The 15,538-nt window shown below is 40.5% G+C and carries 15 protein-coding genes and 1 rRNA gene; 7 read left to right on the forward strand and 9 right to left on the reverse strand.

The window, feature by feature from the left end; all coding sequences use genetic code 11:
• Positions 1 to 22: 22 nt before the first annotated feature.
• From BUB05_RS01710 to BUB05_RS01720, 3 genes are all read left to right on the forward strand, one after another.
• A complete protein-coding gene (locus BUB05_RS01710; RefSeq protein WP_245819698.1) occupies positions 23 to 976 on the forward strand; it encodes a FecCD family ABC transporter permease in 954 nt (317 codons plus the stop codon).
• A complete protein-coding gene (locus tag BUB05_RS01715) occupies positions 969 to 1,748 on the forward strand; it encodes an ABC transporter ATP-binding protein (protein ID WP_073046130.1) in 780 nt (259 codons plus the stop codon). The genes BUB05_RS01710 and BUB05_RS01715 overlap by 8 nt, the downstream gene beginning before the upstream one ends.
• Before the next feature lie 215 nt (positions 1,749 to 1,963).
• On the forward strand, positions 1,964 to 2,647 hold the full coding sequence (locus BUB05_RS01720; protein ID WP_073046134.1) for a YczE/YyaS/YitT family protein: 684 nt from the start codon (positions 1,964 to 1,966) through the stop codon (positions 2,645 to 2,647).
• A 124-nt stretch (positions 2,648 to 2,771) separates the two neighbouring features.
• Here the strand turns inward: BUB05_RS01720 and BUB05_RS01725 are convergent, their stop codons facing one another.
• The 6 genes from BUB05_RS01725 to BUB05_RS01750 form a co-directional block, all read right to left on the reverse strand.
• Positions 2,772 to 4,166 carry a tryptophanase gene (locus tag BUB05_RS01725; RefSeq protein ID WP_073046137.1) on the reverse strand — a complete coding sequence of 465 codons (1,395 nt, stop codon included), beginning with the start codon at positions 4,164 to 4,166 and terminating at the stop codon, positions 2,772 to 2,774.
• A 327-nt stretch (positions 4,167 to 4,493) separates the two neighbouring features.
• The gene (locus BUB05_RS18530) at positions 4,494 to 4,724 is read right to left on the reverse strand and encodes a hypothetical protein (protein ID WP_139257913.1); all 231 of its coding nucleotides are present in this window, start codon (positions 4,722 to 4,724) and stop codon (positions 4,494 to 4,496) included.
• 186 nt (positions 4,725 to 4,910) lie between these two features.
• Positions 4,911 to 5,576, reverse strand: coding sequence for a GntR family transcriptional regulator (locus BUB05_RS01735; protein ID WP_073046142.1), 666 nt, complete (start codon positions 5,574 to 5,576; stop codon positions 4,911 to 4,913).
• A gap of 151 nt (positions 5,577 to 5,727) precedes the next feature.
• Entirely contained in the window at positions 5,728 to 6,930 is a 1,203-nt protein-coding gene (locus tag BUB05_RS01740; protein WP_073046145.1) for an electron transfer flavoprotein subunit alpha, read from the reverse strand.
• Complete coding sequence (locus BUB05_RS01745; RefSeq protein ID WP_073046148.1) at positions 6,931 to 7,710, reverse strand: electron transfer flavoprotein subunit beta/FixA family protein; 780 nt, start codon at positions 7,708 to 7,710, stop codon at positions 6,931 to 6,933.
• Complete coding sequence (locus BUB05_RS01750; protein WP_073046151.1) at positions 7,707 to 9,296, reverse strand: FAD-binding oxidoreductase; 1,590 nt, start codon at positions 9,294 to 9,296, stop codon at positions 7,707 to 7,709. The genes BUB05_RS01745 and BUB05_RS01750 overlap by 4 nt, the downstream gene beginning before the upstream one ends.
• Positions 9,297 to 9,456: 160 nt before the next feature.
• Between BUB05_RS01750 and BUB05_RS01755 the strand changes: the two genes are divergently transcribed.
• Positions 9,457 to 10,281: an AraC family transcriptional regulator gene (locus tag BUB05_RS01755; RefSeq protein ID WP_073046153.1), complete on the forward strand. Its 825-nt coding sequence runs from the start codon at positions 9,457 to 9,459 to the stop codon at positions 10,279 to 10,281.
• 126 nt (positions 10,282 to 10,407) lie between these two features.
• Here BUB05_RS01755 and BUB05_RS01760 read toward each other — a convergent pair whose 3' ends face one another.
• The 3 genes from BUB05_RS01760 to BUB05_RS01770 all read right to left on the reverse strand — a co-directional run bounded on the left by BUB05_RS01760 (position 10,408) and on the right by BUB05_RS01770 (position 12,409).
• Positions 10,408 to 11,250, reverse strand: coding sequence for a DUF3298 and DUF4163 domain-containing protein (locus BUB05_RS01760; RefSeq protein ID WP_073046156.1), 843 nt, complete (start codon positions 11,248 to 11,250; stop codon positions 10,408 to 10,410).
• A gap of 2 nt (positions 11,251 to 11,252) precedes the next feature.
• Positions 11,253 to 11,744, reverse strand: a complete 492-nt coding sequence (locus tag BUB05_RS01765) for an RNA polymerase sigma factor (protein WP_073046159.1) — start codon at positions 11,742 to 11,744, stop codon at positions 11,253 to 11,255.
• Between the two features lie 68 nt (positions 11,745 to 11,812).
• Positions 11,813 to 12,409 (reverse strand): GNAT family N-acetyltransferase, encoded by a 597-nt coding sequence (locus tag BUB05_RS01770; RefSeq protein ID WP_073046162.1) that lies wholly within the window; start codon positions 12,407 to 12,409, stop codon positions 11,813 to 11,815.
• A gap of 375 nt (positions 12,410 to 12,784) precedes the next feature.
• Here BUB05_RS01770 and BUB05_RS01775 point away from each other — a divergent pair, with 375 nt between their 5' ends.
• The 3 genes from BUB05_RS01775 to BUB05_RS01785 form a co-directional block, all read left to right on the forward strand.
• On the forward strand, positions 12,785 to 13,426 hold the full coding sequence (locus BUB05_RS01775) for a GntR family transcriptional regulator (protein WP_073046165.1): 642 nt from the start codon (positions 12,785 to 12,787) through the stop codon (positions 13,424 to 13,426).
• A 9-nt stretch (positions 13,427 to 13,435) separates the two neighbouring features.
• On the forward strand, positions 13,436 to 14,449 hold the full coding sequence (locus BUB05_RS01780; RefSeq protein WP_073046168.1) for an aldo/keto reductase: 1,014 nt from the start codon (positions 13,436 to 13,438) through the stop codon (positions 14,447 to 14,449).
• Positions 14,450 to 15,059: 610 nt separating this feature from the next.
• Positions 15,060 to 15,538: ribosomal RNA gene (locus tag BUB05_RS01785) — 16S ribosomal RNA — on the forward strand; the annotation flags it as partial.

Below are 15,538 nucleotides of genomic sequence, written 5' to 3' on the forward strand. Positions count from 1 at the left end.
AAAAATTACATATATTTCGGCAGTGAGCATATTGTTGTTCATTGCCTTCATATTAAGCATAAGATACGGAGCTGTCGACCTCGATACAGCTGAGATTCTGCGCAGCATTTTCACAGATGCAGAAACGACCAACAGAAGCATAATATGGAAGTTGAGAATGCCCAGAACCCTTATAGCCGGCCTGGTAGGCATGTGCCTTTCGGTTGCGGGATGCATTCTTCAGGGGGTTATGAAGAATCCCCTGGCATCACCGACAATCATTGGAGTAAACTCCGGAGCAGGACTTGCGGCGGCATTGACTCTGGTGCTGTGGCCTGAGATGGAGTATCTTCTGACTCCTGCTGCATTCCTGGGAGCTTTTGCCACGACATGGATAATATATATTATATCATGGAAGGATGGGATAAAGCCCCTAAGGATGGTCCTGGCGGGAGTTGCCATATCATCGGTGATATCGGCAATCATCAATACGATACTGATTTTTTTCCCGGACAGGATTACAAACCAGATATCATTTACAATTGGTACCCTGTCAGCAAAAATGTGGTCGGATTTCAGGATTCTGCTGCCCTATGCGGCAGTGGGAATATTTTTGGCAATAGTATTTTCCAAGAAGCTGAACATCCTTCTTCTTGGAGATGAGATTGCTTCGAACCTGGGTGTGAACATTGAGAAAACCAGGCTCATACTCATAGGAATAGCGTCCCTTCTTGCGGCTTCATCCGTAAGTATAGTGGGAATGCTGGGATTCGTGGGCCTTATCATTCCACATATGACCAGGCTCATAGTAGGATCAGACAACAGGTTTCTGATACCTGCAAGCGCACTTACGGGAGCTCTGGTCATCATGACCTGTGATACGGTGGCAAGAATCATAGCCAAGCCTATGGAAATACCTGTTGGGATAATCATGTCACTTATAGGTGCTCCGTTTTTTCTGTTTCTCTTGAGAAGGAGGTTCAAGTACGATGATTAAAACAAAAAAAATCCATGTAAGCTATGGAAAGAAAAAAATAATAGACTCGGTGGACATCCATATCAAGGAGGGGACAATCAACACCCTCATCGGGCCCAACGGATCTGGAAAGTCTACCATTCTCAAGGCGCTTACACAGCAGAAAAAGATAGACAGCGGAGAAATATTCTTCAAGCAAAAGCCCATACAGAGCTTGAGCAGCATGTACTGGGCAAAAAATGTGACCTATCTTCCACAGAATCCAAAGGCTCCAAGCGACTATACGGTTTGGGATCTGGTAAGCCTTTCAAGAAATGCCTATCTCAAGTGGTACGAACGACTCGGCAGGAAGGACTATGAGATAATCGAGGAATCCATAAGAAAGACAAACATCCAGGACCACAAGTACAAGCTTCTCAGCGAGCTTTCAGGAGGAGAGAGACAGAGGGCATGGATAGCCATGGCTCTTGCGCAGGAGCCTGAGCTCATTATCCTTGACGAGCCGACTACCTTTCTGGACATTGCATACCAGTTCGAGGTATTGGAGATTGTGAAGGAGCTCAATGAGAAGGAAAACATTACTGTTCTCATGGTGCTCCACGACCTGAACCATGCAGCAAAGTATTCCGACAACATAGTACTCCTTAAGGCGGGAAAGGTATTCGCGGAAGGAACGCCAAGGGAAGTAATGAACAGTGAAAACATTAGGGCTGCTTTCAACATAGAAGTGAAGGTGCAGCACGACGAGGAGCATGACTATCCCCTTATCTATCCTATAAAAAAGGCTGTGTAGCGGGGTGAATGTATACAAGATATACATATCTCTGCTTATTTCTTGTGGTCAACAGTATACTTTATATACAAATTAATAGGCTTATATTTTTTCGGATACGAGACGAAGACTTAAAAAACGTTGGAATTCAGCGATTTTCAAGTCTTTTTTTATTGCTCCATTTGTTGGCTTGCTATTTGCTATATATAAAGTAAATGAAAGCTGGAGGATGTATAATGAAAATAGCTAAAAAAATATTTGTTTATTGTTTGGGATTGTTTTTCCTCGCTCTGGGAGTCACCTTTTCCATAAAATCACAGTTGGGTATATCTCCTGTAAATTCAATTCCATACATTTGGAGTCTTATTTCGGGCATAGAACAGGGACATCTGATCATAGTCGTATTTTCGAGTTTCATATTGCTGCAGATAGTATTGCTTAGAAGGAAGTTCAATCCCATAAATCTTCTGCAGATTGTTTTTTCCACCATATTCGGATATTTTGTTACACTGACAAATTATATGTTTGTTTTTATGTCTCCGCCTGAAAGCTATATAATGAGATTGGTCTTCCTGTTCATCAGCATGGTACTGGTAGCCATAGGAATCATCCTTTACCTGCGTGCTGCTTTAATTCCCCTGCCTGCGGAAGGATGCATGCTGGCCATTAACGAGGTGACAGGAATGGAATTCCATAGGATCAAGTCTTTCTTTGATACTACAATGGTTGTAGTGGCTGCTGCTCTTTCTCTGCTTTTTTTGGGCGGACTAATAGGAGTAAGGGAAGGTACCATAATTGCAGCAGTAGGGATAGGTAAAATTATCGGAGTCTTGAATAAAATATTCAAAAACCAGATCGAAAGGCTGGATGAATTCATCAATGGAGACAAGGCAATTACATTAAGAAGCGAGGAATGCTAGATTCTAACAAATCAACAAATATCCAGGTAGGCCGAATTAAAAACCTCTGCTGTATGAATGCGCTCATACAACAGAGGTTTCTTAATTTGAATTGTAAATCTCAATAGTGGGACTGTTAATTGGATTAAACCGTAGCTTCCTTCTTTAAAGGCTCAAGGTGAGCTGTGAAGTGTCTCATTATCTTTGGTTCCCAGGTGATTCTGTATCCGCTAACTTCCGAGGCTCTTTCCTTGATTGCCTTGAGGGCTTCAACTGTGATGTCGAAGTGAGCCTGGGTGTAAACTCTTCTTGGTACTGCAAGTCTTGTGAATTCAGTTGGTGCTTCAATCTGCTCTCTTGTCTCAGCGTCGTTTCCGAGCATGTAAGATCCGATGTCGCAGGACCTGATTCCGGCTTCTATGTAAAGTTCAAGGGCAAGTGCGTGTCCCGGGAACTCGTTGTAAGGAATGTGGGGGAACATGGCCTTTGCATCAACGAATATGGCGTGTCCGCCAACCGGGTACTGGATAGGAACACCAGCCTCTCTCAGAAGGTCTCCTGTGTACTCTATCTGGCCTATTCTGTACTCGAGGAACTCGTAGCTCATACCTTCGTAAAGTCCTATTGAAAGTGCTTCAAGGTCCCTTCCTGCAAGTCCGCCGTAGGTAACGAATCCTTCGTTGGGAATGGTGTTTGCCTTGACTGCCTCGTACATTGCTTCGTCTTCCTTGATGGCGATAAGTCCACCCATGTTTACGATGGCATCCTTCTTTGCACTCATTGTGAATGCATCACCGTAAGAGTAAAACTCTTTAGTTATTTCCATTATTGACTTGTCTGCATATGCTTCTTCCCTGTTTTTGATGAAGTATGCATTCTCTGCAAATCTAGCAGAGTCGATCACTATCTTGAGACCGTGCTTGTCGGCAACCTTTCTTACGTCTTTCATGTTTTGCATGGAAACGGGCTGTCCGCCGGCGGAGTTGTTTGTGATTGTCATCACGATTACCGATACCTTGTCTGCACCGTACTCGTCTATGAAAGCTTCAAGCTTTTCTATGTCCATGTTTCCTTTGAAAGGGTAGTAGTTTCCGGTGTCCTTTGATTCATCGCAGGTGAAGTCTATGGGTCTTGAACCCAGAAGCTGAACATGTCCCCTTGTAGTGTCGAAGAACATGTTTGAGATTGAGTAGGATCCCTTCTTGATGAAGTAGGGGAACAATACCTTCTCTGCGGCTCTTCCCTGATGTACAGGCTGAACATAAGTGTAGCCGAAAATGTCCTGAACTGCAGCGACAACATTTCTATAGCCTCTTGCACCTGCGTAGGACTCGTCTCCAACCATAATTCCAGCCCACTGCTTGTCGCTCATTGCTCCAGTACCACTGTCAGTGAGGAAATCGATGTAAACATCGTCAGAGTCGATTGCGAAAAGGTTGTAGTTGGCTTTTTCCAATATCTTGATTCTGTCTTCCCGTGTAGTCTTCTTAAGTGGTTCAACCATCTTGATTTTAAACGGTTCAGGTATGTAGTTTGCCATAATGTTCTCCTTTAATATTTATATTTTTAATGTCGTTTCAATTTAGGAGTGTTTCTTTATTTGATTACATGATATATCCTGCATGATATATTGTCAAATAATCAACCTTTCCTTTTTGAAATCATTTGAAAAAAAAAGATGACCTTAGTTAACTAAAATCATCTTTTTTCATAATATAAGGAAATAAATCCCTTTGTATACCTATTATATAATTGAATTAATAGGGTTTTAGAGGTTTTTTGTTATTATAATTAAGTGTGCAAAGTTGGTAATATAAACACTTATTAGTAATTATTCATAGAAAATTGAAAAGTATCAGTATTCACACTATTCAGAGTCTGATGACTTGAAGCTGGGAAGCTTAATGTCAGGGAATTTTATATCGGGCAACTTAAAATCTGGCAGCTTGAATTCAGGCAGTCTAAGCTTTGGTGGTTCCACACTTGGCATTTCCAGGGTGTCAGGATCTATTGTCTGGGACTCGTCTACTTCCTGTACGTCGAGACATCCTGTAAGCAATACGGACAGTATCATTATAATCACAATCAGTTTTTTCATTATGATTCCCCCTGTATATTTCATATTTTTTCCAGCTGTATGATTAATATATACCCATATTAATGATTTTTTATAAATTCTGAATATGAGTTTAAGGAAACTTTCCTGCTTCTTGAACAACAAAAAGGACATATAGCTATTATTTGCATATGTCCCTTCAATGTTCAATTTCTATTACTGTGACAATCAGATATGCTCAAAAATATACCCCGAATATCTCTCGTAGGAATCGAAATAGTGGGATTTCAACAGCTTGTGTACCTTCTTGTTCTTGCCCTTCTTTAGCTCGTTAAGAAGTTCCGTATGTTCCTTTACGCTGTTTTTCCTGTATTCCGCATTCGTATACACCACCTTGTTGGCGATGTTGTACTGGCCGTGGATCTGGTAGAGGGGCTTTTTCAGCACCTCGTTGTCAATCCTGCTTATCATTATCTCGTGAAACTTCTTAGAATTCTTGAAGAATTCAATCTCGTCTCCCTTTTCATCCGCTTCCGATTGATGGGCAAGTATTTCTTCCATTTCAGCTATGACTTCATCGATGAGATTGTTTTCGCAGATATAGTCGAAGGCAAGTTTTTCGAAATAATAGCATGCCTCGTTTATGTTCCGTAGTGTTTCCTCGTTCATCTTGAAAACCTTGGCTCCCACATTGGGAACGAATTCAACAAGCCCCTCCTGTGAAAGCCTGTTGATTGCCTCCCTTACAGGGGTGATGCTTACTCCGTATGATTTGCTAAGCTCGTCAATATTTATTTTTTCACCGCACTTGAGTTCCTGGAAAATTATCTTTTCCTTTATCCTGTCATACAGCTGTTCCGTCAGGGGTTTTCTTACCAGTGATTCGTTTGTCATGTTTTTCCTCCTGTAGAGACTATTAATACTAAAATAATACTATATGATGCATGATTTGGCAATGGGGAGACATGTAAAAATATGCAAAAAAGGACTGTCTCGTGTTAAAACAATCCTCCAATGACTGGCTTGGGTATGCAATGGTGATTTTCTATATTATTTTCTTAAAGCTGCCTGTTTCCTCAATTTTAGATATCAGACTTTTAAGGATTTCTACGCAATCGCCTACGACCTTGTAATGGGCCGCATTGAAAATTGGAGCATCTGGGTCGGTGTTTATTGCAATTATATTTTTGGCCCCGCTTATACCGGCCAGGTGCTGGATTGCACCGGATATTCCACAGGATATAAGGAGTTTAGGAGAGACTGAGGAGCCCGTCTGTCCTATCTGGTTGTTTTGGCTACTCCAGCCTATATCTACTAGAGGTCTTGAAACACCTATGTTTCCGCCTAATAGTGATGCAAGCTTCTGGGCAAGAGCTATGTTTTTTTGCGAACCTATACCTCGGCCTACAGCAACAATGATTTCAGCATTGGCAATTGTTTTAACTTCAGGTGCCAATATGTCTTCAATGAGTTTTATCTTTTTGTCTATATTATCTTCATATTCAATAGAAATGATTTCACCTTCCTTTGAATAATCAGGGTTTTGGATAGGCATGATTCCGGGGCGTACAGTGGCCATTTGAGGGCGGTGGCCAGGGCATATGATGGTTGCCATGAGATTGCCTCCGAATGCAGGTCTTGTCTGATGAAGCAGTCCTGTTTCATTATCTATTTCAAGGAATGTGCAGTCGGCTGTCAAGCCTGTTTTCGCCCTTGCTGCAATTCTTGGTGCCAGGGATCTTCCAAAACCAGTTGCCCCAAGAAGAAGAATTTCAGGCTTGTACTGGGAAATCATCCTGCTGAATATATCGGTGTATCTTTCGTCTGAATTGATTTCGAGATCGCTGTCATTGCAGATGTATACCTTGTCTGCTCCGTATGCTATAAGTTTTTCAGCTTTAGAACGGATATCGCTGCCTATCAGAACTGCAGAAAGGTTGCATCCTTTTTCCTTGGACAGTTCTCTTCCTTTTCCTATGAGTTCAAGGGAAACGGGTAATACTTCACCCTTGTGCTGTTCTGCAAAGACCCATATGTCACTGTATTCTGAGCAGTCAAATGTGGAGTTTTCCTCTTTTTCTATTGACAGTGCATTGAAGGGGCATGCATCTAAACAAACACCGCACAAAACACAGTTGTCGTTGACTTCCGCCTTGCTGTTTTTGATTTCAAGTGCATTGGAAGAACAGCTTTTTGCACATATGCCGCATCCTACGCATTTCTTTGAATCAATTATTAAACAGGACAATCAGATCACCTCCTCAATGATTTTCATTATTCCTTTTACCTGGCTTTCCGTATCGCCGGTAAGTTCCACAGCTGTTCTGGTTCGTTCGGGAATATATGTCTTTACCACCTGGGTGGGGCTTCCCGACAAACCGATTCTTGCAGTGTCCGCATTGAGGTCTGTCGCATTCCTTATGTCAAAAGGAGCATTAAGGCTGAATTCTATTCCGGGTATGGAGGGAAGTCTCGGCATATTTATATCCTTTACTACGGTGATAAGAGCAGGCAGGTCAACTTCAAGAATCTGATGACCCTTGTCTGTAGCTTTTTTGCACAATATTTTTTCTTCGCTCACTTCAACCAATTCTACTACATCCGTTACATGTGGGATTCCAAGGTTTTCAGCCAGTTCAGGGCCTATTTGGGCAGTATCGCCGTCAACAGCCATCTTTCCGCAGAGTATTAGGTCGAAGTCACCGATGCTTCTGACTCCAAGGGAAAGAGTGTATGAAGTTGCAAGGGTGTCCGCACCTGCGAAGGATCTGTCGGACAGGAGCAATGAGCTGTCTACGCCCCTGCTCATGGCATCTCTCAACAGTCTTTCTGTTGAAGGGATGCCCATGCTTAGTCCAATAACTTCTCCACCCAGAAGCTCCTTGATTTGAACAGCTTGTTCTATTGCATAGGTGTCAAAGGGGTTTGTTACTGATTGACGTCCGTCTCTGATTATTGTTTTAGTTTCAGGATCCAGTCTTACTTCATTTGTTGAAGGAACTTGCTTGATACATACTATGGTCCTCATTCAGTTGAACCTCCTTTCAATGGAGTAAACATGTTTCCTGCTCCGATCAATGCCTTGGGGTCGAAGATTCTCTTCATTTCAGCCATTTCCCGTATATGTTTTTCTCCGTACATTACAGTCAGAAATTCGGATTTTAACTTTCCAACACCGTGCTCGTCCGATACGGCACCTCCAAGGTCTGTAACAATCTTTGCCCATTTGCTGTAGAGTTCCTTTCCCTTTGCATAGTCCTCATCATTGTTGGGAAGGAGGTTCACATGGAGGTGATTGTCTCCTATATGTCCCCATATGGCAGATTGGAGACCGGATTCCTCAAGCATGTCTGTGTAGGTCTTTGTTATGTGGGCCAGTTTTTCATTGGGAACGGACATGTCAGTTCCCAGTTTTGTTATTGATGGATTATTTTTCTTTCTCGCGTCTATGAGCATGTTTACACTCTCAGGAACTGCGTGTCTGAAGAAAATCAACCTGTCCCTGTCTGAATCGTTCCGCGCAACCCAGGTGTCATTGCTGCATCCTCCTGATTCATTCATGGATGTGCTGATGGTTCTGAGTCCCGTGATTGCTTCATTTTCATCTTTGCAGTGCAATTCCAGATATATGGCGGCTTTCTTGTTTTCTTCTACATCCGGCAATCTTGAAAAGCCTGGATTTTCACATTTTTGTCTTCGCAGTATTACAAGGGCATTGCCGTCAAAGAATTCCATAGCTGCAATATTCCCAAGTTTTCTGCGTATGATTTCAATAAACTCTACAGAGTTGTCCATGTTTTCGAAAAAGCAGCTGACTCCCCAGATATGTTCAGGCAGTGGTAGAAGTTGAAGTTCAATTTCCGTGACTATTCCCAGTGTTCCGTCTGAACCTATGAAAAGATCTATGGCATCCATGTTGTCTTCGATGAAGTATCCGGAAGCGTTTTTTGTTTTAGGCATTTGGTATGTGGGCAGGTCGATTTTCATAGACGTGCCGATGTTGGTAACGAGATCCAGGATTCTTCCCTTGGAGAAGTTTTCTCCTCTTTTCAGAGTAATGGTTTCGCCATTGTATAGTACAAGCTTCAGCCTTGTCACATGGTTCCTCGTAGGTCCATATAAGTAGCTTCTTGCACCTGAGGCATTGCAGGCAACCATGCCTCCGATTGTGGCTGAGGCTTCCGTAGGATCGGGAGAAAAGAACTGTTCTTCAGACTTGCAGAACTCCGAAAATGTTTTCCTTGATTCTTCAGACCAGCACTCCGTATTGAATTTTCTTCCGGATATGGATTCACGAAGATTGGAAAGAATCATGCCAGGCTGAACGGTAACATGGAAAATGCCATTTTCATCCTTTCTCATGGAAGTAGCTTTGTCCATTCTTGATATGTTCATTATGTGTCCGCCCTGGGGAACTGCCCCGGCAGCAAGACCGGTTCTTGCACCCTGTATGGTTATTGGAATTTCCTTGGGATACAAATTTTGGATCAACTGGATTATTTCACTCTCTTCCTTCGGAAATGAGATGCTGTCAGCTTTTCCTACTGTTCTTGACTCATCCTTCAGGTATTCGGTAAATTCATCACTCATAGGTTTGATTAAACTATTCACCATTATTGACTCCTTGATTAATATTTAGGAATTTATATAAAATTCAACATTTCATTATTTAGTATACTACCATTTATCTGTGAAGTCTTTTGATAAATTGCCGTTAAATTTGCATATATTGCTATGGAGTGGGATTTGTGATATCATTTATTTGGAGGTTTTTATGAATTTTGAATATACTATCAAGCTGAACAGAGACAATGAATGGTCCATGAGCAAACATCATTTCCATGACAAATATGAGATGCTGCTTTCGCTTTCCGACGCAGGAAGTTTGTTTGCTGGAGGGAAGCTGTATCCTCTTAAAAGGGGTACGCTCATAATCTTAAAGGATACTGTTCTCCACAAGACTATTGCTAATGATTGTGACCTCTATGAAAGATATGTTGTCCATTTTTCCAAGGATGTACTCAGGGAAATATCTACCAAAAAGACGGATCTTGTAACTGCTATTGGAAGTATTACACAATGTGTACGACTAGCTGAAGATGAGATGGAGTATCTGGTTAGTTTATTGGAGAAATGCAGAACCATCGATTGTGACAATTTCGGATGTGATTTGAAAAGGGATATAGCCTTTCTTGAACTTGTACTGGAGGTAAGCAATTTTGTAGGCAACAAGGATTATTTTGCTTATGTTGACAATTCAGGCTTTAACAGGGTATCTCCAATACTTGAATATATAAATGGTAACATTGCAAAAGATATGAATCTTGATTTTCTGGCGGAGAAATTTTACATGAGCAAGTATCATATGAGCAGAATTTTCAAGTCTGTTACAGGATTTACCATAATGGACTATATCATAAATTCAAGGATTCTTCTGGCAAGGGAGCTTTTGAGGAAGGGATACAACGTGCAGCAGGCAGGGGAATTGTCTGGCTTCAACAATAATGCCCATTTTATTAGAACCTTTGGAAAGTTTACTGGAATTTCTCCGGGAAAATATATGAGAGGATATAGGAAAGGGGAAAAGGGGATATATTAGTTTTTGTCCAATAATCATAATGGTGTGATCTTCCTAATGATATTAGTATTTTATATCATATTAGGAAGATCACACCATTAATATTATACTACCATCTGCAGCTTATCTGCTGCAGATTTTGATTTGTTATTCTATTATGAATTCAGGCATACCCATGCTGCCGGGAGCGATAGCATACTTGTCAAATACTATTACGGTCTCGCCTTTTTCATTTATGTAAAATTTCTGATTTTCGTCTATTCCGTCAAACTCAAAATACACATTGTTTTCAGATTTAGAATTTTCCAGCTCTATCTGCTCTTCAATGCTGCTGTTTACAATGCTCATGTATTCGTTTCCATAAATATCTTCCAATTTAAGTATTTCATCATTTTCAAGATTGATGTTATAGTACTGGGTTTCGGAATACGCGGCAGCAAGAGATTCATAATGATACAATACGAAGGACAGGATTTTTTCGTCAATAGACTTCAGTTCATAATCCATCTTTACATCTATAGGGATGAAGTCTTCCTCTGTTCCGCCTGTTGCCAGGTAGGCCTCTTTGTATTCGAGCGCTCTTGTCTCGGACTCGGAAAGGCATGTTTTCATTTCTCTGTATATCTGAAGATTTATCTTCTTCGCAAGGGCTTTATCATTCAAATTCACTTCTGGAATTCTAATATCGGCAACAATAACCTCGCTTTGAAATTCGAATTCTGAGAATGTCAGCAACCTTGCGATATTGCCGATGATTGGTACTTCAGATGCTGAATTTGCAAAGGCTTCGTTTGTGTTCAACCCTATTGTCAAGGCTCCGCATATCATGACTGCGGCCGCCGTAGCAGTGAAAAATCCTTTTTTTATTTTCAGTTTCGAAGGGCTTTTTTTGTTTGCGTTGTTTATCGTTTTATTTACCATTTCGTCCAACTCCTCGGGTATTTGTATTGATTCGTAAATTTTTTTTGCTTCCTTTAGTTTTTTCTCCATAATTACAGCTCTCCTTCCAGAATATTTTTTAGTCTGCTTATTGCCGAATAGGTCCTTGACTTGACAGTGTTTATATTGCTGCTGACTATCTTTGAAATTTCATCAAATTTCATGTCTTCAAAATATCTCAATGTAATAAGCGTTTTCTGATCATCATCCAGCGAATTGATGGCGTTGAACAGGTCGATGCTTTCATCAATATTGAGGCTGTCGCTCTGGATTTCTTCGTTGATGCTTTCCGTCAGTATTATTCTTTTGTTTTTCCTTATATAGCCCAGACTGCAATTGACAATTATCCTGTATATCCAGGTTTTGATGCTGGACATGTCCTTCAGGGAGTCGAGAGAGTCAAAGGCTCTGCAAAGTGATTCCTGAACGATATCAAGAGCCGCCTCCCTGTTTTTTACATAACTGTAAGCAAGTCTGTAGAAATTATTCTGGTTGTTTTTTACATAATCTGCAAATATCAGATGTTTCTTTTTGTATGTCGACATAGTTTTGTAATCCTCCTTACATACTATAGACACATGAGGAGTTAAAAAAGTTGAAATATTTTGGAAATTTATTTGCTTTCATCAAAAGTTTTGACGAGATGGTGATATTTGTGTCCAAGAACCTCAAGCTCACAGTCTTTGATATAGCCAAGTTTCCTGTAGATATTGAAAGCCTTTTCGTTGTGCAGGTCTGCAAGGATGGAAATCTTTCTGTATCCCATCTCAAGTCCTTCCTTCTCGGTCGCTTCAACAAGAATCTTTGACAGTCCCTTGCCTCTGTATTTTTCGACAACTGCAAGGTTGTCTATATAGTACTCGCCGTCGAATGCCTCCTTGGATCTGCGTATTCTTTCAGCATGCTCTGTGAACAAATCATCGTCTGAGCTAAATCTTATCCTCAGCCTTTCGATTATTTTTTCGTTCAGCTTTTCCATTTCGGAAGCAGGATATGAAATGACTGATGCTGCAACCTGACCGTCAATTTCAATCACTTTGCAATATTTATGGCTGAAGCGGTTATCAGATTCGGCAAAGAGATTTTCCATCTCGTTTTTTATTGATCTTTCATCGTTGTACCCAGTGAATGTGTTGGCAAGGTCTTCTATTGCTACAATTATCAGTTCGGAGACAATATTCTTGTCGTCTGGTTTTGAGTTTCTTATCATCGTTGCTACCTTCCTAATATTATTTTTATTTATTAATTTATGTCATATAGTGAAATATAAACTTGGAATATTCATAAAAATTAAAGAAAAGAACCCAGATTTGTGATGAAGTTTGAGCTACCAAATACAAACAAATCACAAAAAGCGTTCTTTCTATGACAAGTTTACAGCATGGTGCATTGAATTTCAACAAAAGTCTTTTATATAATTTAGGAGTGTGGGGACTAAATATTGAAGTATCAAACCGGCATATTCATATAAAGGATTAGATCCGGACAATGATCAAACTAAAAACAACTTAATATAACAAAACAACCCATGTTGTGCTATACTATATATAGTGTTAATATATCAATTCAATACTAGGGAGGCAAAATGGAAGCAAGGAATATAAATGATCATGTGTACAGCACTGTTCTTGATAGGATATTAAATCTGGAATACAAACCGGGTGATATTATAGAGGAAAAGAAAATAGCATCTGAATTCAACATAAGCAGAACTCCTGTGAGGGAATCTCTTTTGAGGTTGTCAAACAGATCAATGATAAATATGATACCAAGAGTAGGCACCTATGTAACGCAGATAGATATCAAGGAAGTTAAAAACGCATATCAGGTCAAAAAGAAGATGGAAGCTTATGCAGCGGAGCTGGCGGCTGAGTATGCATCGCCTGAAGAGACTGCAAGACTCGTTGAAATAGCTTATGAAATGGAGTCTTTCAACGGAAACAGCGACTATTTGAAATATATTGCAGCGGACTATGAGTTTTTCAAGATAATAAGGGACATATGCAGAAATGAAATACTGACAGGAATGCTTGAAGAACTAAACGATGTAATAGTTAGATTTTTGAGATACATACAATATGTTTGCGAGAATCCTAAATGGCATGCGCAGTCGCTCAATTCAATTGCCATGTCCATTAAGAACCACGACAAGGAAACTGCATACAAGGAAACGGAGTATTTCGATTCTGTATATGTAAAGAAGCTGTTCAATTCATATTTCGGTTAGGAGGAATGCATGAAATTTAAGACGCTGGGAAAGACGGGGTTGAAAGTATCGGTAGTAGGACTTGGCGGCATACCCATCCAAAAAGTTACGGAGGATGGAGCGCTTGAAATAATCAGGGAATGTAAAAACAGGGGAATCAATTTTATTGACACAGCAAGAGGATATACCGTTAGTGAAAGCCATATAGGAAAGGCTCTTAAGGAGGTCGGAAGGGAAAACTTCATAATTGCTACAAAGGCAATGGCCTACAATTATTTTGAAATGAAAAAGAATATTGACGACAGTCTTGAAGCCTTGGGAGTCGAATATATAGACCTGTATCAGATACACAATGCTGGTACAAGAGGTCAGTTTTCCGATGTGGTTTCAGAAGATGGAGCTTTGAAAGCAATGGTTGAAGCCAGGGAAGAAGGAAAGATAAGGCATATAGGGATAACAAGCCACAACCATGAAATTCTTGAAAAGGCCCTTGACTATGAAGAGTTTGATACCTTTCAATTTCCCTATAACCCTGTTGAAGACCAGGGAGCGGACGTTCTCTCAAAGGCGGCAGAGAAGAACATTGGTGTAATTATTATGAAGCCGGTGGCAGGAGGTGTTTTTCCAAAGCCGGCACTGTCACTAAAATATATACTAAATACGGATTTTGTTACCTTGGCAATTCCGGGAATGGACAGTATAGAGCAGGTAGTGGAGAATGCATCAGTAGCAGAAAATCTATCTCTACTAACGGATGAAGAAAAAGTTGAAATCCAAAAAATTGCAAAAGAGATTGGTACGGACTTTTGTAGAAGATGCGGATACTGCCTTCCTTGTCCCCAGGGGATAAACATACCGGCAGCAATGCTTCTGGAGAATTACGTTAAAAGTTATTCTCTCAATGACTGGGCCTTAAAAAGATATGAAGGATTGTTTTCAAAGGCCTCAGACTGCATAAAGTGTGGAATCTGCGAGCCAAGGTGCCCTTACAATGTTCCAATAAGAAAGAGGCTGGAAAGTGTTAAGGAAACCTTTGGAGAATAAAGTATTGAAATATTGTTAAATATAACCAGGATGGAATTCAAGGTTGATAGCTTTGGAATATCCTGGTTTTTTATTGAGTAAGTGAGTGATTATTTGAAGAAGGTTAAGTTTGTGATGAGTGACGATATATGTGTATATAATATGTAAGGAAAATCATATGGAAAACAATTGATGAAAATATCAAAAAAAGTAAAAAATAATGATTGACTTTTATGGTGTAAATCCCTATACTAATAAAGCACCCCAAAAGGGAGCAATAAAAAAGAACTTAAATCAACAAACATGACAGAGAAGAAACGACATAAACCATGTAAAATGGAAGTAAAAAAAGAAGTAAAAAAAGTTTAAAAAAGTTATTGACACGGAAGAGTATAGATGATATACTACACAAGTTGTCAAAACGAGCAACGCAAGCAACAGCAACGAACCTAGCCTGGTCGCGAATAATAAAATTTGCTGCTCGGCAATGCACCTGGACAATAGAATAACACATAGTCAACGTAATTCTTAGAGTTAATTATGTAACAAACAAAAGTAATTTTGGGACTTTTTAAAAAAAAAAAAGTCAGTGTAAGAAATGAGTTAAAGGCGAAAGCCTTAAATAGAGATTTTAAACGAGAGTTTGATCCTGGCTCAGGACGAACGCTGGCGGCGTGCCTAACACATGCAAGTCGAGCGGAGAAATATCCGACACTGAGATTTTATAAAGAGTGAGTAAGCAGCACAAGACCGATGCGTATTCAAGCAGAGAGGTCTTTGCGCGAAAAAAGCTTGCTGACACAATGTGAGATTTGAGTGTTGGATGTTTCTTAGCGGCGGACGGGTGAGTAACGCGTGAGTAACCTGCCTTATACAGAGGGATAGCCTTGAGAAATCGGGATTAATACCTCATGACATATTTTGATCGCATGATCAAGATATCAAAACTCCGGTGGTATAAGATGGACTCGCGTCCCATTAGCTAGTTGGTGAAGTAACGGTTCACCAAGGCGACGATGGGTAGCCGGCCTGAGAGGGTGGACGGCCACACTGGAACTGAGACACGGTCCAGACTCCTACGGGAGGCAGCAGTGGGGAATATTGCACAAT

Source organism: Dethiosulfatibacter aminovorans DSM 17477, from assembly GCF_900142005.1.
Taxonomy (GTDB): domain Bacteria; phylum Bacillota; class Clostridia; order Tissierellales; family Dethiosulfatibacteraceae; genus Dethiosulfatibacter; species Dethiosulfatibacter aminovorans.